At 72.3% G+C, this 20,354-nt stretch carries 17 protein-coding genes and 1 riboswitch; of the genes, 11 read left to right on the forward strand and 6 right to left on the reverse strand.

Annotated features, from left to right (window positions below; translation table 11 throughout):
* Nucleotides 1–73: 73 nt before the first annotated feature.
* Nucleotides 74–133, reverse strand: a riboswitch (cobalamin riboswitch).
* 61 nt (nucleotides 134–194) lie between these two features.
* Nucleotides 195–1,355, forward strand: a complete 1,161-nt coding sequence (cbiE, locus tag ABZ215_RS30370; RefSeq protein ID WP_354953489.1) for a precorrin-6y C5,15-methyltransferase (decarboxylating) subunit CbiE — start codon at nucleotides 195–197, stop codon at nucleotides 1,353–1,355.
* A complete protein-coding gene (cobM, locus tag ABZ215_RS30375) occupies nucleotides 1,352–2,131 on the forward strand; it encodes a precorrin-4 C(11)-methyltransferase (RefSeq protein ID WP_020421892.1) in 780 nt (259 codons plus the stop codon). Before cbiE ends, cobM begins: the two co-directional genes overlap by 4 nt.
* Nucleotides 2,132–2,281: 150 nt before the next feature.
* Here the strand turns inward: cobM and ABZ215_RS30380 are convergent, their stop codons facing one another.
* Complete coding sequence (locus ABZ215_RS30380) at nucleotides 2,282–3,349, reverse strand: cobalt-precorrin-5B (C(1))-methyltransferase (protein WP_237336030.1); 1,068 nt, start codon at nucleotides 3,347–3,349, stop codon at nucleotides 2,282–2,284.
* Between the two features lie 35 nt (nucleotides 3,350–3,384).
* On the opposite strand from ABZ215_RS30380, the gene ABZ215_RS30385 reads away from it, so the two are divergent.
* From ABZ215_RS30385 to ABZ215_RS30395, 3 genes are read left to right on the forward strand one after another with little or no spacing between them, the layout of a single operon-like run.
* Complete coding sequence (locus ABZ215_RS30385) at nucleotides 3,385–4,110, forward strand: cobalt-precorrin-6A reductase (RefSeq protein WP_354953491.1); 726 nt, start codon at nucleotides 3,385–3,387, stop codon at nucleotides 4,108–4,110.
* Nucleotides 4,107–4,769: a 5,6-dimethylbenzimidazole synthase gene (gene bluB / locus ABZ215_RS30390; RefSeq protein WP_354953469.1), complete on the forward strand. Its 663-nt coding sequence runs from the start codon at nucleotides 4,107–4,109 to the stop codon at nucleotides 4,767–4,769. The genes ABZ215_RS30385 and bluB overlap by 4 nt, the downstream gene beginning before the upstream one ends.
* A gap of 52 nt (nucleotides 4,770–4,821) precedes the next feature.
* On the forward strand, nucleotides 4,822–7,992 hold the full coding sequence (locus tag ABZ215_RS30395) for an arabinosyltransferase domain-containing protein (protein ID WP_354953471.1): 3,171 nt from the start codon (nucleotides 4,822–4,824) through the stop codon (nucleotides 7,990–7,992).
* A gap of 251 nt (nucleotides 7,993–8,243) precedes the next feature.
* Here ABZ215_RS30395 and ABZ215_RS30400 read toward each other — a convergent pair whose 3' ends face one another.
* Genes ABZ215_RS30400 through ABZ215_RS30410 form a run of 3 tightly spaced genes read right to left on the reverse strand, consistent with a single transcriptional unit; the run spans nucleotide 8,244 to nucleotide 11,397 of the window.
* Nucleotides 8,244–9,734 carry a precorrin-2 C(20)-methyltransferase gene (locus tag ABZ215_RS30400; protein ID WP_354953473.1) on the reverse strand — a complete coding sequence of 497 codons (1,491 nt, stop codon included), beginning with the start codon at nucleotides 9,732–9,734 and terminating at the stop codon, nucleotides 8,244–8,246.
* Nucleotides 9,731–10,354, reverse strand: a complete 624-nt coding sequence (locus ABZ215_RS30405) for a precorrin-8X methylmutase (protein WP_354953475.1) — start codon at nucleotides 10,352–10,354, stop codon at nucleotides 9,731–9,733. Before ABZ215_RS30405 ends, ABZ215_RS30400 begins: the two co-directional genes overlap by 4 nt.
* Complete coding sequence (locus tag ABZ215_RS30410) at nucleotides 10,351–11,397, reverse strand: precorrin-3B synthase (RefSeq protein ID WP_354953477.1); 1,047 nt, start codon at nucleotides 11,395–11,397, stop codon at nucleotides 10,351–10,353. The genes ABZ215_RS30405 and ABZ215_RS30410 overlap by 4 nt, the downstream gene beginning before the upstream one ends.
* 112 nt (nucleotides 11,398–11,509) lie before the next feature.
* Here ABZ215_RS30410 and ABZ215_RS30415 point away from each other — a divergent pair, with 112 nt between their 5' ends.
* From ABZ215_RS30415 to ABZ215_RS30435, 5 genes are read left to right on the forward strand one after another with little or no spacing between them, the layout of a single operon-like run.
* Nucleotides 11,510–12,415, forward strand: coding sequence for an ABC transporter ATP-binding protein (locus ABZ215_RS30415; protein WP_354953493.1), 906 nt, complete (start codon nucleotides 11,510–11,512; stop codon nucleotides 12,413–12,415).
* Nucleotides 12,412–13,257, forward strand: coding sequence for an ABC transporter permease (locus tag ABZ215_RS30420; protein ID WP_354953479.1), 846 nt, complete (start codon nucleotides 12,412–12,414; stop codon nucleotides 13,255–13,257). The genes ABZ215_RS30415 and ABZ215_RS30420 overlap by 4 nt, the downstream gene beginning before the upstream one ends.
* Nucleotides 13,254–13,493, forward strand: coding sequence for a helix-turn-helix transcriptional regulator (locus ABZ215_RS30425; RefSeq protein ID WP_020421902.1), 240 nt, complete (start codon nucleotides 13,254–13,256; stop codon nucleotides 13,491–13,493). The genes ABZ215_RS30420 and ABZ215_RS30425 overlap by 4 nt, the downstream gene beginning before the upstream one ends.
* Nucleotides 13,494–13,544: 51 nt before the next feature.
* Nucleotides 13,545–17,126 carry a cobaltochelatase subunit CobN gene (gene cobN / locus ABZ215_RS30430; protein ID WP_354953481.1) on the forward strand — a complete coding sequence of 1,194 codons (3,582 nt, stop codon included), beginning with the start codon at nucleotides 13,545–13,547 and terminating at the stop codon, nucleotides 17,124–17,126.
* A complete protein-coding gene (locus tag ABZ215_RS30435) occupies nucleotides 17,123–17,899 on the forward strand; it encodes a 5-oxoprolinase subunit PxpA (protein WP_354953483.1) in 777 nt (258 codons plus the stop codon). Before cobN ends, ABZ215_RS30435 begins: the two co-directional genes overlap by 4 nt.
* Here ABZ215_RS30435 and ABZ215_RS30440 read toward each other — a convergent pair.
* Together ABZ215_RS30440 and ABZ215_RS30445 are read right to left on the reverse strand one after the other, a co-directional pair.
* Nucleotides 17,874–19,109 (reverse strand): cytochrome P450, encoded by a 1,236-nt coding sequence (locus tag ABZ215_RS30440; protein WP_354953485.1) that lies wholly within the window; start codon nucleotides 19,107–19,109, stop codon nucleotides 17,874–17,876. The genes ABZ215_RS30435 and ABZ215_RS30440 overlap by 26 nt on opposite strands.
* On the reverse strand, nucleotides 19,109–19,855 hold the full coding sequence (locus ABZ215_RS30445) for an alpha/beta hydrolase (protein ID WP_020421906.1): 747 nt from the start codon (nucleotides 19,853–19,855) through the stop codon (nucleotides 19,109–19,111). Before ABZ215_RS30445 ends, ABZ215_RS30440 begins: the two co-directional genes overlap by 1 nt.
* 86 nt (nucleotides 19,856–19,941) lie before the next feature.
* On the opposite strand from ABZ215_RS30445, the gene ABZ215_RS30450 reads away from it, so the two are divergent.
* Nucleotides 19,942–20,352 carry a hydrolase gene (locus tag ABZ215_RS30450; protein WP_354953487.1) on the forward strand — a complete coding sequence of 137 codons (411 nt, stop codon included), beginning with the start codon at nucleotides 19,942–19,944 and terminating at the stop codon, nucleotides 20,350–20,352.
* Nucleotides 20,353–20,354: the final 2 nt, after the last annotated feature.

The raw sequence follows: 20,354 nt of genomic DNA on the forward strand, positions 1-20,354 counted from the left end.
CTCCTTCGCCACGCGCGGGTGTCCTCGCCCGCCTGAACAGGGCACGTGCCGGGCACGTAACGGCCGCCGAAGCTCTGGCTCCCGGCACGCTCGGCCGGTCACAGTGGCGGGACCGCCCCGGAGTCGCACCGGGTTCCTGCGGCGACCGTCCCCAGGATCATCGCATACGGTCTCCCCCCGTGAGGATCGTCGTTGTGGGTGTCCCGGCCGACGGGTGGGCCGGGCTGGCCGAGCCCGCGCGCGCCGAGATCGCGGCGGCCGAGGTGCTGTTCGGCGGCCGCCGCCAGCTCGACCTGGTGCCGGTGGACGTGCCGAAGGTGGCGTGGCCAAGCCCGCTGCTGCCCGCGCTGGACGGCCTGTTCGCCGAGCACGCCGGACGCCGGATCGTCGTGCTGGCCAGCGGCGATCCGCTGCTGTCCGGCATCGGGACGACGCTGGTCAGGCGGTTCGGCGCAGAGCACGTGCGGATCGTGCCCGCAGTGTCGTCGGTCGCGCTGGCCCGGGCGCGGATGGGCTGGTCCGCGGAGGAGACCGAGGTGGTCAGCGTCGTCGGGCGCAGCGTGCACCGGGTGAGCCGGGCGCTCGCGCCGGGGGCCCGGCTGGTGGTGCTCAGCTCCGACGGCCGCACGCCCGCGGAACTCGCCGAAGTGCTGGTGGCAAGGGGTTTCGGCGAGAGCAAACTCACGGTGCTGGAGCAGCTCGGCGGTCCGGCCGAGCGCCGCGTCGAAGGCTTCGCGCGAGACTGGTCACACCCCGCGGGCGATCCGTTGAACGTCGTCGCGGTCGAGTGCGCGGGCCTGGCGTTGCCGACCCTGCCCGGCCTGCCCGACGACGCCTTCGAGCACGACGGGCAGATCACCAAACGGGACCTGCGGGCGAGCGCGCTGGCCCGGCTCGCGCCGGTGGCCGGTGAGCTGCTGTGGGACGTCGGCGCCGGGGCCGGAAGCGTCGGGATCGAGTGGTCGCGGGCGCATCCGGCGAACCGCGCGATCGCCGTCGAGCGCAGTGCGGAACGGGCCGCGCGGATCCGGCGCAACGCGGACCGGCTGGGCGTGCCCGAACTGCGGGTGGTGACGGGTGCCGCGCCGGAGGTGCTGGCGGACCTGCCCACGCCCGACGCGGTGTTCGTCGGCGGCGGGCTGGCGTCGCTGGACGTCTGCCTCGACGCGCTGCGGCCCGGCGGGCGGCTCGTCGCCCACGCGGTGACGCTCGATTCGGAGCAAGTGCTGGCGAGCGCGTACCAGCGGCACGGCGGCGAGCTGACCCGGATCGCCGTCGAGCACGCCGCGCCGCTCGGCGGATTCACCGGCTGGACCCCGGCCCGGACCGTGACGCAATGGAGTTTCCTGAAATGACCGTGTTCTTCATCGGCGCCGGGCCCGGCGCCGCGGACCTGATCACCGTGCGCGGGCGGGACCTGCTGGCGCGTTGCGGGGTGTGCCTGTACCCCGGCAGCCTCACGCCGCCCGACCTGCTCGCCCACTGCCCGGCGGACGCGCGCAAGATCGACACGGCGGACCTGTCGCTGGAGCAGATCGTCGGCGAGCTGGTGGCGGCCGACCGCGCGGGCCACGACGTGGCGCGGCTGTGCTCGGGCGACCCGTCGATCTACAGCGCGGTGGCCGAGCAGATGCGCCGCCTCGACGCCGCGGGCGTGCCCTACCAGGTGGTGCCCGGCGTGCCGGCGTTCGCCGCGGCGGCAGCGGAACTCGGGCGCGAACTGACGGTGCCGACGGTCGGGCAGAGCCTGGTCATCACGCGCGTCCAGGCCCGCTCGACGGCCATGCCGACAGGCGAGACGCTGGCGAACTTCGCCGCGACCGGCACGACGCTGGCCGTGCACCTGGCGATCAACCGGATCGAGCAGGTGGTCGAGGAGCTGCTGCCGCACTACGGCGCGGACTGCCCGGTGGCCGTGGTGCACTGCGCGAGCCAGCCGGGGCAGCGGATTCTGCGCGGCGTCCTGTCGCGGATCGCGCCCGAAGTGCGCGCCGCGGGAATCGACCGCGCGGCGGTGATCTTCGTGGGCCGCGTGCTGGCGGCGGAGAAGTTCCCGGACAGCTACCTGTACTCCGCGGCGCGGGACCGGTCGGAAAAGATCCGGATCGTCCCGGACCCGGCGGGCGATTGATCGGAAACGCCGGCGGTGAATTCCGCCGCCCCGCGCGAAACGCCTCGCCGGCGGTTCGATCCTCGACCTGGTCGCGCAGGACGTTTTGACCGACGGCGCCGGTGCACCGCGCCGGCTGGCCGCTGAATGGCCCGGCCTGGCCGCCGGGCGTCAGCTACCCGCGCCGCTCGGCGGTTCGCTGACCCCGACCACGTTCCCCGCTCGGTCGATCACCAGCACGTCCACCGCGACCGGCGCCGGGTCCAGCACCGACGCCGCGAACGCCCGCGCCCGGTCCGCCACCGCCTCACCGATCGGGAAGCCCGCTTCCTGCGACAGCTGCAGCGCGTGCAACGCCGTGTTCGCCTCGAGGATGCGCGCGGCCAGCGGCTCGGGCGCGAGCGACGCCAGCAGCGCGAGGTCCACTTGCGACCGCTTCGAGTGCAGGTCCAGGTGCCCGGCAGCGAGCTTCGACATCTTCGCGAACCCGCCCGCGATCGTCAGCCGCGGCACCGGGTGGCGCTTCACGTACTTGAGCACCGCGCCCGCGAAGTCGCCCATGTCGAGCAACGCCGTCTCCGGCAGCCCGTACCGCTCGGCCACCGCCCGCTCCGACGTGCTTCCCGTCGCACCGGCCACGTGTTCGTGCCCCAGCGCCCGCGCGACGTCCACCCCGCGCCGGATGCTGTCGATCCACGCCGAGCACGAGTACGGCACCACCACGCCGGTCGTGCCGAGGATCGACAGCCCGCCGAGGATGCCGAGCCGCGGGTTCCACGTCTGCCGCGCCAGCTCCTCACCCTCGGGCACGGAGATCTCGACCACGACGTCCCCGGAATCGCCGAACGCGGCCGCCACCCGGCGCACCGCCTCGGTCATCAGCCGCCGCGGCACCGGGTTGATCGCCGGCTCGCCGACCGGCAGCGGCAGCCCGGGCAGGGTAATCGTCCCCACCCCGACGCCCGCGCGGAACGTCACGCCGCTGCCCGGCTCGCCACGCCGGACCGTGGACAGGATCAGCGCGCCGTGCGTCACGTCCGGGTCGTCACCGGCGTCCTTGATCACCCCGGCGGTCGCCGAATCCGCGTCCAGCCGCTCGGTGGCCAGCGCGAACGCCGGGCGGCGCCCCTGCGGCAGCTCGACCTCGACCGGGTCGGGGAACTCGCCGGTGAGCAGCGCGGTGTACGCGGCCGTGGTGGCCGCGGTCGCACACGCTCCGGTGGTCCACCCGTACCTCATCACCAGGCAGTATGGCTGGCGTGACGGAAGTACTCGTGCTCGGAGGCACCGGTGAGGCCCGCGCGCTGGCCGCCGGGCTGGTGCGACGCGGCGTCGCGGTCACGTCGTCGCTGGCCGGGCGGGTCGCCAACCCCCGCCTGCCGGTCGGCGAAGTGCGGATCGGCGGCTTCGGCGGGCCGGACGGCCTCGCGCGTTGGCTGACCGAACACGGCACCGCCGCCGTGGTGGACGCCACACACCCGTTCGCCGAGCGCATCGGAGCGTCCGCGGCAACGGCCACGAGCAAGGCGGGCGTGCCCCTGCTGCGGCTGCAGCGCCCCGGCTGGCAGCAGGGACCCGGCGACGACTGGCACTGGGTGGACACCCTCGACGAGGCCGCGGACCTGGTGGAACGCCTCGGCGACCGGATCTTCCTCACCAGCGGCCGCCAGGGCCTGTCCGCCTTCGCGCGCTGCACGCGGGCGCACTTCCTGGCCCGCTGCGTCGACCCGCCGGAGCCGCCGCTGCCGCCGCGCCTGGAGGTCCTCCTCGACCGCGGCCCGTACACCGTCGAGGGCGAGACCGCGCTGCTGCGCGAGCACCGCATCGACGTGCTGGTCACCAAGGACAGCGGCGGCGACATGACCACCGCCAAGCTCGTCGCGGCCCGCCAGGAGGGGGTGCCGGTGGTCGTCGTGCGGCGCCCGCCGCGTCCGCCTGCGTACACCGTCGCGGACGTGGACGCCGCGCTGCGCTGGGTGTCGGCGATCCTGGACGCATGATCGAGGAGTTCTACGAGGTCCTGCGGCGACGGCGGGACGTGCGCGCGGAGTTCACCGGCGACCCCATCGACGACGAGGTGCTGACCCGCGTGCTCGAGGCCGCGCACTCCGCGCCGAGCGTCGGACTCACCCAGCCGTGGGATTTCGTGCTCGTCGAAAGCACCCGGACACGCACCGCGTTCCGCGACCACGTGCTCGCCGAGCGCGAGGTGTTCGCCGCGTCGCTGCCGCCGGAGCGCCGGGAGACCTTCGCGCCGATCAAGATCGAGGGCATCCTGTCGTCCTCGCTCGGTGTCGTCGTGACCTACGACGAGAGCCGCGGCGCGCCGGACGTGCTCGGCCGCCACGCGATCGCCGACGCCGGCCTGTACTCGGTGTGCCTGGCCATCCAGAACCTCTGGCTGGCCGCCACCGCGGAGGGCCTCGGCGTCGGCTGGGTGAGCTTCTACCGCGAGGATTTCCTGCGCCAGCTGCTCGGGATCCCGGCCGGGGTGCGGCCGGTGGCCTGGCTCTGCCTCGGCCCGGTGAGCCGTCTGCAGGACATTCCGGACCTGGAGCGCCACGGGTGGCGCGAGCGGCGGCCGTTGTCGGCGGCGACGCACCGTGAGCGGTTCCGCACACCCCCATCCCGTAGCGAGCGCGAGGAAGCATCGCGATAGCGTTCTGCCAATGTGGATGGCCAGCAGGACACCTACTGTCGCACCGGATGAGGTGACCGACCCGGACCAGCCGGGCAGTTCGGCACGCACCTCCCCGGAGCGACCTCACACGTTCTTGTGGCGGCTGCTCGCCGTCGTACTGGGCCTGTTCGCCGCGGGCTGCGCGGTCGCCTTCCCGTTGCTGCCGGTCGTCCAGGACACGGCGAAGATCGTGTGGCCCGCCGGCAGCGACACCCGCCCGGTGAACGCCCCGCTCGTCGGCTACTGGGCGCAGGACCTGCAGGTCGCGGTGCCGTGCGCGACGATCCAGTCGCTCGACGCGCGCACCGCGGGCGCGGGGCTGCTGTTCTCGACCGTGCCGCCCGCCCGCGCGGGCAACGGCGCCGGCATGCAGCTCAACGTCCAGGACGGCGTGCTCACCGCGACCAGCCGCGGCCAGCAGGTCGCGCGCCAGCCGCTGCCCGCCGCGGGGTGCGACGTGCGGGTCAGCTCGACCGCGACGCACACCACGCTGTCGGTGGCGGGCACCCCGGTCTACGACTCGGCGGGCGACGTCCGGCCGCGCGTGCTGGGCATCTACACCGACATCTCGTCGGCGCGGGACCCGATCGCCGGCCTGTCGGTCGGCATCACCCCGGACACCCGCTACCAGTCGTCCCCCACCGGGCTGAAGGTCGGCATCGGCGTGTTCGGCGTGCTGTCGCTGATCGGCTGCCTGATCGCGGTCAACCGGCTGGACTCGGGCACCGCGCGGCGCGCGCCGCGGTGGGCGCCCATCGGCTGGTGGAAGCTCACCAAGCGGGACGTGACCGTGTTCGGCGTGCTCGGCGCGTGGGTGTTCATCGGGCCGGTGACCTCGGACGACGGTTACATCCTGACCATGGCCAGAGTCGCCGACCAGGTCGGCTACCTGACCAACTACCACCGGTGGTTCGGCGTCGCGGAGGCGCCGTTCGGGTGGAACGACCACATCTACGAGCTGATGGCGACGGTGTCCACGGTGCCGCCGTGGATCCGGTTGCCGTCGTTCCTGCTCGGCGTGCTGAGCTGGCTGCTGATCAGCCGTGAGGTGCTGCCGCGGCTGGGCAAGGAGGTCCGGATCAGCCCGGCGGCGGGCTGGGCCGCGGCCGTGGTGTTCCTGGTGTGGTGGCTGCCGTTCAACAACGGTGTCCGCCCGGAGCCGTGGGCCGCGCTGGGCTCGCTGATCGCGCTGTGCGCCGTGGAGCGCTCGCTGGTCACGCGGCGCCTGCTGCCGCTGTGCCTCGGCCTGATCGGCGCCGCGTTCGCGCTGGCCGCGACGCCGACCGCGCTGATCGCGGTGGCGCCGTTCCTGGTGGCCGCGAAGCCGTTGTTCCACCTGCTGCGCAGCCGGGCCCGCGATTCGGGCTGGGCCGCGGTGCTGGCGCCGATCGCGGCGGCCGGGTTCATCGTGCTGATCGTGGTCTTCGCCGACCAGACGTTCTCGACGGTGATGGAGGCGACCCGCCTGCGTGGCTCGGTCGGCCCGAACAAGTCGTGGTACGAGGAGCTGTCGCGGTACGAGCTGCTGTTCGAGAGCAGCGCGGACGGCGCGCTGACCCGCCGGTTCCCGGTGCTGCTGCTGATCCTGTGCACCGGCACCTGCCTGGTGGTGCTGCTGCGCCGCGGCCGCATCCAGGGCGCGGCGCTGGGCCCGTCGCGTCGCCTGATCGGCACCGTGGCGCTGTTCTTCCTGCTGCTGGCCCTGACCCCGACCAAGTGGACGCACCACTTCGGCGCGTTCGCCGGTGTGGGGGCGGCGATGGCGGCGCTGACCGCGCTGGCGACGAGTTCGACGGTGCTGCGGTCGCGGCGCAACCGGGCGGCGTTCACCGCCGGGTTGCTGGTGGTGTCCGCGCTGGCCGCCACGGGCCCGAACGCGTACTGGTTCGTGTCGAGCCTCGGTGTGCCGTGGTGGGACAAGGCGCCGTCGATCAAGGGCTACCACCTGTCCACGGCGCTGCTGCTGGCCGCGGCGGTGGCGGCGGTGTTCGCGTTCGTGGAGAACGTGCGCATGCAGCGGCCGGGCGCGCCGCCGCCGGTGCAGGAGCGGCGGGGCCGGGCGCTGCGGCTGGGCGCGACGTCGCTGGTCGTGGTGTGCGGCGCGGTCGTGGTGTTCGAGGTCGCCAGCATGGCGAAGGGCATCCAGAAGCAGATGTCGACGGGCAGTTACAGCCTGGCCGCGGCGAACGTGGACCACCTGTTCGGCAAGAGCTGCAACCTGTCCGATCATGTGATGGTCGAGCAGGACCCGGTGTCGAGCATGCTCAAGCCGGTGTCGGCGGTGACGGTGCCGGAGACGGCGACGCCGGAGAACTCGACGCTGCCGCGGCCTGAGGACGAGGGCAACGAGAAGTCGTCGGCGGGTTTCCACACCGACGGCAACGGCGACGACGACCCGCTGAACTCGCCGCCGCACGGTTTCACCACCGCGACCGTGCCGATGTGGAGCAGCTACCACGAGGGCTCCGCGACGGGACGGCTGCGCACCGACTGGTACGCGCTGCCGGACCAGCACGCAGGCGCGCAGGTGACGATCGCCGCCGCCGCGCCCCCGGGCAAAGCGACGAGCGTCGCGCTGGAGTTCGGCCGGGAGACGCCCGCGGGTGTCGAGGTGGTCCGGTCGACGACCGTGCTGGCGCAGAACGTCGGCACCGGGGCGTCGGCGGACGAGACGAAGTGGGCCGACGAGCGCCTCGACATCGGCGATCTGCCCGCGGACGTCAACCGGGTACGCGTGGTGGCCAAGGATGACGACATCACGGGCGACGGCTGGGTCGCGGTGAGCGCCCCGCGCGTGCCGACTTTCACCACGCTCACGCAGCGGGTCGGCAGCGCGCCGGTCTACATGGACTGGCCCGCGGCGTTCGTGTACCCGTGCATGAACCCGGTCGCCTCGCACGACGGCATCTCGCAGATCCCGGCGTACCGCATCACCGCGGGTGACCTGGCCGCGGAGGCCGGCGTGGCGGACAACATCGGCGGCGGTCCGAACGGGTGGATCGAGGAGCTGGCCAACCAGCCCGAGGTGCCGAGCTACCTGGAGGGCGACCAGTCCGGCCGCTCGTGGGGACGCCTGCTGCAGATCGAGCCGTACACCGACGGCGTGGCACCCCAGGTGGAACACGGCACCGAAACGATGTGGGGCTGGCAAAGCCCGGGCCCCGGCCCCCAGCAACCAAACGGATCAACGCCAACCCGCTAAGAAGAAGCCCCCGCCACACAGCGGGGGCTTCTCTTTTCACCACCAGCAAACCGCCACCCGGCAGCAAAACCCGAACACACAGACCGCCCACCCCACCCCCGCACCCCGATCCACAGCCCAGTTCTGCGCCCGACCAGGGGTTGTCAAGGTACTCTTTCCAGCCTTGACAACCCCTGCTCGGGCGTAGAAACAATGAAAAATCGGGGCGGTAGCGAAGCGAAGCCGGCGCCCCTAGATACCCGCGTAGCGAATCAGTAAGACCGCGGCGTCCAAACAAACCCGTGATCAACGCGAGTCCGCGACGACCCCACAATCACCAAACACCGCATATCAACCACCGACGGATCGAACTCCCCCAGCGAAGTCACCGTCACCGACTCCTCCGCCCCACCAACATCCCGCGCTACGACGACAGGCGTGGACTCCGGCCGATGCCGCAGCAGCACCTCCCGAGCCCGCACCAACTGCTCAGTCCGCGTGCGCGAAGCCGGGTTGTACAGAGCCACCACGAGATCAGCCACCCCAGCGGCCTCCAACCGCCGCTCGATGACCTCCCAAGGCTTCAACCGATCCGACAACGACAAAACGCAGTAGTCATGCCCCAGCGGCGCCCCGACCCGGGCAGCCGCCGCGGAAGCAGCCGTCACGCCCGGGATCACCCGCACCCGCACCGGCTCGTCCAACGAAGCCGCCTGCTCCAGCACCGCCGAGGCCATCGCGAACACACCGGGATCACCCGAGGACACCACCGCCACCCGGGCACCGGAGGAGGCCAGCGACAGCGCGTGCCGGGCCCGGTCGGCCTCGACCCGGTTCCCGGACGCGTGCCGCACCTGCCCGGCCCGCTGCGGCACCTTCGCCACATACGGCCCGTACCCGACGATGTGCTCGGCCTCGGCCAACGCGGACGAAGCCTCCGGCGTCAGCCACTCCGGCCCGGCCGGCCCCAGCCCGACGACAACGACTTCGCCGCCCTCAGCGGCAACCGCGGCCGGAGCGGCAGCCGGCTCCTTCCGCGACGCGTAGGCCGGACTCGGCACCAGCGCCAGCGAGAAGTACGGCACCGTCGACGGGTCCACGTCGGCGAACGGCTCGACCCGCTGGTTGGACCAGGTGGCCCGCTCGACGTAGTAGGCCTCGTCCAGCCGTCCGGACTCGGCCAGCGCCTCCCGCACCGAGCCGAACGTGCGGCCCAGCTTCATCACCGCCGCGGCCTGCGTGTCCGCCAGCCGCCGCGCGAGTTCCGGCGCGGGCAGCGTCCCCGGCAGGATCGTCAGCACCTCGTCGCGCTGCACCAGCGGCTTGCCGAGCACCGCCGACGCCGCCGACACCGACGTCACCCCGGGCACCGCCTCGGCCTCGTAGCGGTCGCACAGCCGCTCGTGCATGTACATGTAGGAGCCGAAGAAGAACGGGTCGCCCTCGCACAGCACCACCACGTCGCGCCCGGCGTCCAGGTGCTCGGCCAGCCGTTTCGCGCTCAGCTCGTAGAACTCGGCGATCGCGCCCTCGTAGCCGCCCGGGTGGTCGGTGCCCTCGGTGGTCACCGGGTACATCAGCCGTTCCTCGATCTGACCCGCACGCAGGTACGGCTCGGCGACCGATCGCGCGATGCTGCGGCCGTGCCGCGCGCAGTGGTAGGCGATCACGTCGGCCTCGCTGATCAGGCGCGCGGCCTTGACCGTCATCAGCTCCGGATCGCCAGGGCCGAGTCCGACACCCCACAGCTTGCCCGTCTTCATTCGACCTCGCTCGCGAGCGCGTTGACCGCGGAGACGGCCATGGCGCTGCCGCCGCGCCGCCCGTGCACCACCAGGTAGGGCGCGGGCGCGCGCTTGACCAGCTCTTCCTTGGACTCGGCGGCGCCGACGAACCCGACCGGCACCCCGATGATCGCGGCGGGCACCCCGACGCCTTCCTCGATCATCTCCAGCAGCCGGAACAACGCGGTCGGCGCGTTGCCGATCGCGACCACCGAGCCTGCGAGCTTGTCCCGCCACAGCTCCAGCGCGGCCGCCGACCGGGTGGTGCCCATCCGCTCGGCCAGCGCGGGCACGCGCTCGTCGGACAGCGTGCACAGGATCTCGTTAGCGGCGGGCAAGCGCTTGCGGGTCACGCCGCTGGCGATCATCTGCGCGTCGCACAGCACCGGCGCCCCGGCACGCAGCGCGCCACGGGCCGACTCGACGAGGTCGAGCGAGTAGGCCAGGTCGTCGACCAGGTCGACCATCCCGCACGAGTGGATCATGCGGACCGCGACCGGCTCCAGGTCCTCCGGCAGGATCGCGAGGTCGGCCTCCTCGCGGATCGTGGCGAACGAGTGGCGGTAGATCTCCGCCCCGTCGCGGATGTAGTCGATCACGCTGTTCCCTTCTGGTATCCCTCGCTGCCCGCGAGCATGTCGACGTGCGGCTCGTGCGGTCGCCCGCACCGCCGTTCGCAACCCGAGAAGTGCATCCGCACCCCGGCGGGGACGCGGCGCATCATGGCCCGCGCGTCCGCCCGCACGTCGGCACGCGACTTCGCGCAGCCCGGCCGTCCGATGCACGCGCTGATCCCCAGCCCCGGCGCGCCCGGATCGGTCACCAGCCCCGGCGCGGCCAGGCCGAGCGGCACCACGACCGACCGCCACGGCGTCACCACGACCTCCCCCAGCGCCCGCAGATCCGCGGCGGTGAGCTGCCCCAGCACCGGCGCGCCGACCACCCCGGCGCGCCCGTCGTCGCGGCTGAACGGCCCGATCGGCACCCCCGGTGACGTGGGCAGGCGCTCGCCAAAAGGCAAGTCCAGCTCCCGCACCCGCCACGCGCTGCCCCGGACCTCCAGGAACCACAACGCCTTCCGGACGAGCGCGTCGACCGCCCCGGCGAACGGCACCCGTTCCCCGGTGTCCCGCCCGGCGAGCAACACCGCGCCGGTCGAGGAGTCCAGCGCCCGCCAGCACACGTCCGCGTCCTCGCCCGAAACGTCGCCGCGGCCGTCGTCGAGGGCGAACAGGAACCGGCCCGGCAGGGCGGCCAGCTCGGCCCGCGCGCACACCGCCCGGTCCAGCTCGAACACCGCGTCGCGCACGTCGACCAGCCCGCCGGTGAGCCCGCTCAGCGGCGAGGCCAGGTAGTTGCGCACCCTCTCGTGCGCGGGCGCGGGCAGCAGACCGGCCGATGTCAGCCGGGCGGCCAGCTCGCCGGTGTCGCGAGACAGGCCGCGCAGCTGGATGTTGCCACGCGAGGTCAGGTGCACCGAGCCGTCGCCGAGGTCCTCGGCGCACGCGGCCAGCACGTCGGCCTGCCCGGCACTCACCCGCCCGCCGGGTAGCCGGATCCGGGCGAGCGCGCCGTCGGCGGCGTCGTGCGTGGCGAAGACACCCGGACAGGCGTCGGGGCGGACACGTCCGGGTTGGGCCATGCGCTCACTGTAAACGGCGGGATCGGCGCGAAGTATTACCTGGATCATATGTAGTAGGTCTGCTACATTCCATCGCACAGGCGTAGCACTGGGGAGAACACCTATGACAGCGATGAGTCAGGTCGCGACAAGACCGCCGGAGCCCCCGGGCGACGAGCCCGCGCTCGACGTGCGCGACCTGCGCATGCGTTACGGCGCCAACGACGTGCTCAAGGGCGTGACCTTCCAGGCCGCGCCGGGCGAGGTGGTGGCGCTGCTTGGCCCGAACGGCGCGGGCAAGACGACCACCATCGAGATCCTCGAAGGCTTCCGGATGCGCTCGGCGGGCGAGGTGCGGGTGCTCGGCGTCGACCCGGCCAGGGGGAACGAGGCCTGGCGCGCGCGGCTGGGCATCGTGCTGCAGTCGTGGCGGGATCACGGCAAGTGGCGGGTGCGCGAGCTGCTGGCCCACCTCGGCTCGTACTACGTCGACCACCGGCAGCCGTGGGACGTCGACGACCTGATCGGCACGGTCGGCCTCACCCCGCACGCGCACAAGCGCGTCGGCAGGCTCTCCGGCGGGCAGCGGCGGCGGCTGGACGTCGCGATCGGCATCGTCGGCCGCCCTGACCTGCTGTTCCTGGACGAGCCGACCGCCGGCTTCGACCCGGAGGCGCGTCGCGAGTTCCACGACCTGGTGCACCGGCTGGCCGACGAGTCGGACACCACGATCCTGCTCACCACGCACGACCTGGACGAGGCCGAGAAGCTCGCCGACCGGATCCTGATCCTGGCCGGCGGCACGATCATCGCGAACGGGTCGGCCGAGCAGCTCGGCCGCGAGATGTCCACCGACGCCGAGGTGCGCTGGACCCGCGGCGGGCAGCGGTACGTGCACTCGACCACGGACGCGACGAAGTACGTGCGCGAGCTGTTCGCCCAGTACGACGAGGAGATCGAGGACCTGGAGGTGCGGCGGGCGAGCCTGGAGGACACCTACATGGCGCTGCTGCGCAAGTTCGAAGGGGGAGCTCGATGAACGCCACCGCACTGCGCGCCGGGTTCCAGCGCGGCCTGATCGAGCTGCGGCAGAGCTTCACCACCGTCCAGGACCTGTGGGGCTACTTCTTCCCGACCGTGGTGTTCCTGGTGGTGATGACCCTGATGAAGGGCTCGGTCATCCCCGGCACCACGTTCTCCCGCGGCTCGATGACGCTGCCCAGCCTGATCGGCGCGAGCGTCGGCTTCAGCGGGATGATCAACACGATGCAGCTGCTCACGGTCGAACGCGAGGACGGCACCCTGCTGCGCGCGAAGGCGCTGCCCAACGGCATGAGCGGCTACCTGATCGGCAAGATCGTGATGGTCTCCGGCATGACGATCGTCGGCATCGCGCTGCTGATCGTGCCCGGCCTGTTCATGTTCGACGGCCTGGAGATCCACGCCATGACCTGGGTGACCCTGGCCTGGGTGCTGGTGCTCGGCCTGGTCGCGACGCTGCCGATCGGGGCGGTGTTCGGGTCGCTGTTCGAGAACCCGCGCACGATGGGTGTGATCATGCTGCCGGTGATGGCGCTGGTCGGCACGTCGGGCATCTTCTACCCGATCGGCGAGCTGCCGTCCTGGATCCAGGGCATCGCGCAGGTGTTCCCGCTGTACTGGCTCGGCCTCGGCATGCGCTCGGCGTTCCTGCCGGACAGCATGGTGGCCGTGGAGATCGGGCAGTCGTGGCGGACCTGGGAGACGCTCGGCGTGCTCGGCGCGTGGGCGGTCGCGGGCCTGGTGCTGGCGCCGATCGTGCTGCGTAGGATGGCGCGGCGCGAGTCCGGGTCGACCGTGGCCGCACGGCGGGAGAAGGCACTACAGCGGATGCCGGGATGAGTGAGTCGATCTACAACCGCATCGCGATGCTGCGCGCCGAGCGCGGCATCTCGCGGCGGCAGCTGGCCGAGGCGGTCGGGGTGCACTACCAGACGATCGGGTACCTCGAACGCGGCGAATACAGCCCGAGCCTGTACCTCGCGCTGCGCATCGCCGAGTACTTCGAGGTGCCCGTCGAGGTGATCTTCTCCACGCAACCCTTCCCCCGCCTCGGCCGCGAGGAACGGACGGCTTGACTCCGGGCCTGCTCAACGGACAGTGTTGAGGAGACCTAGGAGGGAACCCGCGTGATCCTGCTGCTGTCCACTTCGGACACCGACCTGCTCAGCGCCCGGACCAGCGAGGCCGGCTACACACTGGCCAACCCGGCCCGGCTCGACCTGGCCGAGCTGCCCGGCCTGCTGGCGGACGCCGACGTCGTCGTGGTCCGCATCCTGGGATCGGCGCGGACCTGGCAGGAGGGCCTGGACACGGTCCGGGCGAGCGGGAAGCACGTGGTGGTCCTGGGCGGTGAGCAGACGCCGGACGCCGAGCTGATGGCGTTGTCCACCGTGCCTGCCGGCATCGCCACCGAGGCGCACGCCTACCTCGCGCAGGGCGGGCCGGACAACCTCACCCAGCTGCACCGGTTCCTCTCCGACACCCTGCTGCTCACCGGCGACGGCTTCGAGCCGCCCGCCGAGCAGCCGGCGTGGGGTGTGCTGGAGCGCACACCGCGCCGCACCGACGGACCCGTGGTCGCGATCCTGTACTACCGCGCCCACCACCTGTCCGGGAACACCCGGTTCGTCGAGGCGCTGGCCGAGGCGGTCGAGGACGCGGGCGGCCAGGCCCTGCCGATCTACTGCGCGTCGCTGCGCTCCCGTGAGCCGGAGATGATGGCCGAGCTGCGCAAGGCCGACGCGCTGCTGGTCACGGTGCTCGCCGCGGGCGGCACCCGGCCGTCCGAGGTGGGCGCCGGTGGCGACGACGAGGCGTGGGACGTCGCCGAGCTGGCCGCGCTGGACGTGCCGACCTTGCAAGCGCTGTGCCTGACCAGCGACCGCGCGACCTGGGAGGACAACGACGACGGCCTGTCCCCGCTGGACGCGGGCAACCAGATGGCGGTGCCGGAGTTCGACGGCCGCCTGATCACCGTGCCGTTCTCGTTCAAGGAGATCGACGACGACGGCCTGCCGCACTACGTGCCGGACCCGGAGCGCGCCGCGCGGGTCGCGGGCATCGCGCTCGCGCACGCCCGGCTGCGGCACACTCCGCCGGAGCAGCGCAAGATCGTGCTGATGCTGTCGGCGTACCCGACGAAGCACTCGCGGGTCGGCAACGCGGTGGGCCTGGACACCCCGGCCTCGGCGATCGAGCTGCTGCGCCGCATGCGCGCGCAGGGCTACGACCTGGGCGACGAGCCGTTCCCCGGTGTGGAGCCGACCGGCACCGACCAGCCGGACGGCGACGCGCTCATCCACGCGCTGATCGCCGCGGGCGGCCAGGACCCGGAGTGGCTGACCGAGGAGCAGCTGTCCGGCAACCCGATCCGCGTGCCGGCCGCGCGCTACCGCGAGTGGTTCGCCGCGTTGCCCGAAGACCTGCGCGCCGAGATCGAGGAGCACTGGGGCCCGCCGCCCGGCGACCTGTACGTCGACCGCTCGTCCAATTCGGACGGTGACATCGTGCTGGCGTCCCTGCGGGCCGGGAACGTCGTGCTGATGATCCAGCCGCCACGCGGGTTCGGCGAGAACCCGGTGGCGATCTACCACAACCCCGACCTGCCGCCGAGCCACCACTACCTCGCCTGCTACCGCTGGATCGAGGAGGAGTTCGGCGCGCACGCGGTGGTCCACCTGGGCAAGCACGGGTCTCTGGAGTGGCTGCCGGGCAAGAACGCCGGGCTGTCCGCGTCCTGCGGGCCGGACGCGGTGCTGGGCAACCTGCCGCTGATCTACCCGTTCCTGATCAACGACCCTGGCGAGGGCGCGCAGGCGAAGCGGCGCGCGCACGCCACGATCGTCGACCACCTGATCCCGCCGATGGCGCGGGCGGAGAGCTACGGCGACCTGGCCCGGCTGGAGCAGCTGCTCGACGAGCACGCGAACATCGCGGCGATGGACCCGGCGAAGCTGCCCGCGATCCGGCAGCAGATCTGGACGTTGATCCAGGCCGCCAAGCTGGACCACGACCTTGGCGTGGCGGAGCGGCCGCACGACGCCGAGTTCGACGACTTCCTGCTGCACATCGACGGCTGGCTGTGCGAGGTGAAGGACGCGCAGATCCGCGACGGCCTGCACATCCTCGGCGCCGCGCCCGTCGGCGAAGCGCGGGTGAACCTGGTGCTGGCGATGCTGCGGGCGCAGCAGATGTGGGGCGGCCAGGCCGGCGCGGTGCCCGGCCTGCGGTCCGTACTGGGTCTCACCGACGGCGCGCCGACGTCCGAAGTGGACGCCATCGAGGCGTCGGCCCGTGCCCTGGTCGAGGCGATGGAGAAGCGGGACTGGGCGCCGGAGGCGGTCGCGGAGGTGGCTTCCGACCCGGAGGTCGCGCGGGTGCTGACGTTCGCGGCCACCGAGATCGTGCCGCGCCTGGCCGGGACGTCGGCCGAGATCGACTCGGTGCTGCACGCCCTGGACGGCGGGTACATCGCCGCCGGGCCGAGCGGTTCGCCGCTGCGCGGGCTGGTCAACGTGCTGCCGACCGGCCGCAACTTCTACACCGTGGACCCGAAGGCGATCCCGAGCCGCCTGGCGTGGGAGACCGGGCAGGCGCTGGCGGAGTCGCTGCTGCGCCGCTACCGCGAGGACACCGGCGAGTGGCCGAAGTCGGTCGGTCTGTCGGTGTGGGGCACGTCGGCGATGCGGACCTCCGGTGACGACGCGGCGGAAGTGCTGGCACTGCTGGGTGTCCAGCCGGTGTGGGACGACGCGTCCCGCCGGGTGACCGGGCTGGAGCCGATCCCGCTCGCCGAACTCGGCCGCCCGCGCATCGACGTGACCGTGCGGATCAGCGGGTTCTTCCGGGACGCGTTCCCGCACGTGGTGGCCCTGCTGGACGACGCGGTGCGGCTGGCGGCGTCGCTGGACGAGCCCGCGTCGGACAACTTCGTGCGCGCGCACGTGCAGGCCGATCTGGCCGCGCACGGTGATGAGCGCCGGGCCACGACGCGGATCTTCGGCTCCAAGCCGGGCGCGTACGGCGCGGGAATCCTGCCGCTGCTGGACTCGGGCAACTGGCGGGACGACGCCGACCTGGCCGAGGTGTACGCGACCTGGGGCGGCTACGCCTACGGGCGGGGCCTGGACGGCGTCGAGGCGCGGCCGGACATGGAGAGCGCGTACCGGCGCATCGAGGTGGCGGCGAAGAACACCGACACGCGTGAGCACGACATCGCCGACTCGGACGACTACTTCCAGTACCACGGCGGCATGATCGCGTTCACGCGCGCGCTGACCGGCAAGGCTCCCGCGTCGTACGTGGGCGATTCGACGAGCCCGGACGCGGTGCGAACGCGGTCGCTGTCCGAGGAGACGGCCCGCGTGTTCCGCGCCAGGGTGGTCAACCCGCGCTGGATCGCGGCGATGCGCAAGCACGGCTACAAGGGCGCGTTCGAGCTCGCGGCCACGGTGGACTACCTGTTCGGCTTCGACGCCACCGCCGGGGTCGTGCAGGACTGGATGTACGAAAAGCTGTCCCAGTCGTACGTCCTCGACCAGCAGAACCAGGAGTTCCTCGCGAAGGCCAACCCGTGGGCGCTGCGCGGCATCATCGAGCGGCTCACCGAGGCCGCCGACCGCGGCCTGTGGGCGGAGCCGGACCCGGAGCTGCTGGGGCAGTTGCGCGAGGTGTACCTGCGGACCGAAGGTGAGCTGGAGGGCGAGTGACCGGGGTGGACCTGAACGCGGATCTCGGTGAGGGGTTCGGGATCTGGCACCTCACCGAGGACGACGCGCTGCTGGAGATCGTGTCCAGCGCGAACGTGGCGTGTGGTTTCCACGCGGGGGACCCGAGCGTGCTGCGGCGCGTGACGGCTTCCGCGGCCGCGCGGGGCGTGACTGTCGGGGCGCAGGTGGCGTACCGGGATCTGGCCGGTTTCGGGCGGCGGTTCATGGACGTGCCGCCGGACGAGCTGGCGAACGACGTGCTGTACCAGATCGGCGCTCTCGACGCGTTCGCTCGCGTGGCCGGCACGCGGGTGGCGTACGTGAAGCCGCACGGTGCGCTGTACAACGCGATCGTGCACCACGCGGAGCAGGCCGCGGCGGTGGTCGAGGCGGTGCGGATGTTCGACCCGTCGCTGCCGGTGCTGGGGTTGCCGGGTTCGGAGTGGTTGCGGCAGGCGGAAAAGGCCGGCCTGCGCCCGGTGCGCGAGGCGTTCGCCGACCGGGCCTACACGCCGTCCGGAACGCTGGTCTCGCGCCGCGAGCCGGGCGCGGTGATCCACGACGCCGACGAGGTGGTCCGGCGATGCGTGCGGATGGCGACCGAGGGTGTGATCACGGCGATCGACGGTTCCGAGGTGAAGGTGGAGCCCGAGTCGATCTGCCTGCACGGGGACACCCCCGGGGCGGTCGAGATCGGCCGTCAGGTACGCGCGGCCCTGCTGAACGCCGGAGTCGAAGTCCGGTCGTTCACCAGCGCAGCGGCAGGTGCGTAACCCCGTTGATGAAGTTCGACGTCAGCCGCCGCACCTCACCATCCAGGCGCACCTCCGGCAGCATCGTCAGGAACTCCCGGAAGAACACCCGCATCTGCAACCGCCCGAAGTGCGCGCCCAGGCACAGGTGCGGCCCCTGGCCGAACGCCAGGTGGTCGTTGGGTGTCCGCGCCACGTCGAACCGATAGGGATCCGGGAACTGCCGTTCGTCGTAGTGCGCCGACGCGAAGTACACGACGACCTTGTCCCCCGCGGCGATCCGCTGCCCGCCCAGCTCCGTGTCGACAGCGGCGGTGCGGCGGAACGTCAGCACCGGCGGGTGCCACCGCAGCATCTCCTCCACCGCGGACGGCAGCAGCGACGGATCGGCCCGCAACCGCCGGTACTCGCCCGGGTTCTGCACCAGCGCCAGCACCCCGCCGGGCAACGCGCTGCGCACCGTGTCGTTCCCGGCGATCACCATGAGGAAGAAGAACATCCGCAACTCGGCGTCGTCCAGCGACCGGCCGTCCACAGTGGCCTGGACCAACGCCGTCATCAGGTCGTCCGCCGGGTCCCGCCGCTTGGCCTCGGCCAGCTCCTGCGCGTAGCCGAACATGTCGGCCAGCAGCGCGGGCGAGCGCGGGTTGAGCGGTTTGCCGTCCGGGCCGCGCACGACCTCGGCGTGCTCCGGGTCCTGGTAGCCGATGACACGGTTGGTCCACTTCAGCAGCAACCCGCGGTCCCGCGGCGGCACCCCGATCAGGTCGGCCAGGTTCAGCAGCGGGAAGTCGTCGGTCACCTCGACCGGCAGATCGCACCGGCCGCGCGGCACCACCGCCCCGATCAATGCGCGGGCCCGCTCGGCGATCTGCTCCGCCGAGCGTTCCAGCCGCCGCCGCGTGAACACCGCGGCCACGATGCGCCGCAACCGGTTGTGCTCCGGCGGGTCCATGTTGAGGATCATGCGCCGGATGAACGTGAGGTCGTCCGGCTCGGGGTCGCGGATCTGCGTCGCCCCGAGCCAGGACGAGAACACCTCCGGCGTGCGCAGCACGTGCTTCACGTCGGCGTACCGCGTCACCGCCCAGTAGCCGGGCCCGGACGGCCAGTCCAGCACCTCGTGTTCCTCTTGCCATGCGACCGGTTCGGTGTCGCGCAGGCGGCGCAGCTCGTCGTGCGGCACGCCGCGGGCGAACACCCTCGGGTCGAAGACGTCCACATCGGACATCAGTGCTCGTCCAGGAACACTTCGATCATGTTGGCCACGGTCACCGGCACCTCGTCGGCCGCGTAGTGCCCGGCGTCGGGCAGCACCTCCAGCTCCAGCTTCGGGTACCACTGCCCGAACGTCGCCAGCATGACCTCTTCGCTCAGCGCCGGGTCGTGCTCGCCGACGACCACCTTGATCGGCACCTCGTTGCCCGCGATCCGCTCCGAGAAGTCGGTCTTCGCCCACGCCTCCAGGTAGGCGCCGAACGCGGCCTTGTCGGAGTTCTCCAGCGAGTGCAGGACCATGCCGTCGAGCCACGAGTCGGGGTGGCGGCCGCCGGTGGTGAAGTCGATGATCGCGCGGCGGCTCGACGGGTCCTCGGCCGCGCTGCTGAACAGGCCCCAGGTGTCGGCGTCCATCGGCACCCCGCTCGCGGGCACCGGGGAGATCCCGAACAGCGACCGGACGCGCTCGGGCGCCTCGGCGAGGATGTACTGCATGACGCTGCCGCCCATCGAGTGCCCGACCAGGGAGAACCGGTCGATGCCCAGTTCGTCGGCGAGCAGCAGCACGTCCCCGGCCGCCTCCGCGATGGTGTGCGTGCCCGCCTCGTCCTTGCGCGTGCCGTAGCCGCGGTAGTCGGGGAAGTAGTAGCTGAACCGCTCGGCGTCGAGGTGCGGGGTGAGCTCCTCCCACGCCTTCGACGACCCGAACCAGCCGTGCAGCACGAGAACGACGTGCTCGCCGGTGCCGACCCGCTCCATCTGCGCCCTCCAAGTCCTCGCTGACCCGTGCAGTTGGGAGCTTGGCACAGTCGCGGCGGGTTGGCACGGACCAGCAGAATGATCTCGTGAACTCCCTGCTCACCCGGCTGCCCGAGTGGCTGACGACGATCCCCTACGACGGCTCCCGGATCCCCGGCGCGCCCGGCGACCCGGCGGCTGGTGCGAACTGCCAGGTCTACGCCTACGCGGTGCTCCGCCACTTCGGGCTCGCCGCGCCGGACCTGCGGTCACGGGAACTGTGGCACGACACGGCCTCGACCAGCCCGGTGACCGAGCCGGCGCCGCTGGACCTGGCGCTGTTCAACCGGACCGCGGACCCGTTCGGCGCACACCTGGGCGTCTGGACGGACGACGACCGCGTCCTGCACCTCTGCGCGGAGATCGGCACGCCGGCGGTGTGGACGCTGACGCAGTTCGCGGCCCGCGAGCGCTACCGCACGCTGATCGGCTTCAAACGCTGCCACCCCGCCGGCTGACT

The sequence above is a fragment of the Amycolatopsis sp. NPDC006131 genome (genome assembly GCF_040614175.1).
Lineage (GTDB): Bacteria > Actinomycetota > Actinomycetes > Mycobacteriales > Pseudonocardiaceae > Amycolatopsis_E > Amycolatopsis_E tucumanensis.

Coding starts and splice junctions, on each gene's coding strand:
- cobM (WP_020421892.1), top strand. CDS start 1,352: ATGACCGTGTTCTTCATCGGCGCCGGGCCCGGCGCCGCGGACCTGATC.
- ABZ215_RS30380 (WP_237336030.1), bottom strand. CDS start 3,349: ATGAGGTACGGGTGGACCACCGGAGCGTGTGCGACCGCGGCCACCACG.
- bluB (WP_354953469.1), top strand. CDS start 4,107: ATGATCGAGGAGTTCTACGAGGTCCTGCGGCGACGGCGGGACGTGCGC.
- ABZ215_RS30400 (WP_354953473.1), bottom strand. CDS start 9,734: ATGAAGACGGGCAAGCTGTGGGGTGTCGGACTCGGCCCTGGCGATCCG.
- ABZ215_RS30410 (WP_354953477.1), bottom strand. CDS start 11,397: ATGGCCCAACCCGGACGTGTCCGCCCCGACGCCTGTCCGGGTGTCTTC.
- ABZ215_RS30415 (WP_354953493.1), top strand. CDS start 11,510: ATGAGTCAGGTCGCGACAAGACCGCCGGAGCCCCCGGGCGACGAGCCC.
- ABZ215_RS30420 (WP_354953479.1), top strand. CDS start 12,412: ATGAACGCCACCGCACTGCGCGCCGGGTTCCAGCGCGGCCTGATCGAG.
- ABZ215_RS30425 (WP_020421902.1), top strand. CDS start 13,254: ATGAGTGAGTCGATCTACAACCGCATCGCGATGCTGCGCGCCGAGCGC.
- ABZ215_RS30440 (WP_354953485.1), bottom strand. CDS start 19,109: ATGTCCGATGTGGACGTCTTCGACCCGAGGGTGTTCGCCCGCGGCGTG.
- ABZ215_RS30445 (WP_020421906.1), bottom strand. CDS start 19,855: ATGGAGCGGGTCGGCACCGGCGAGCACGTCGTTCTCGTGCTGCACGGC.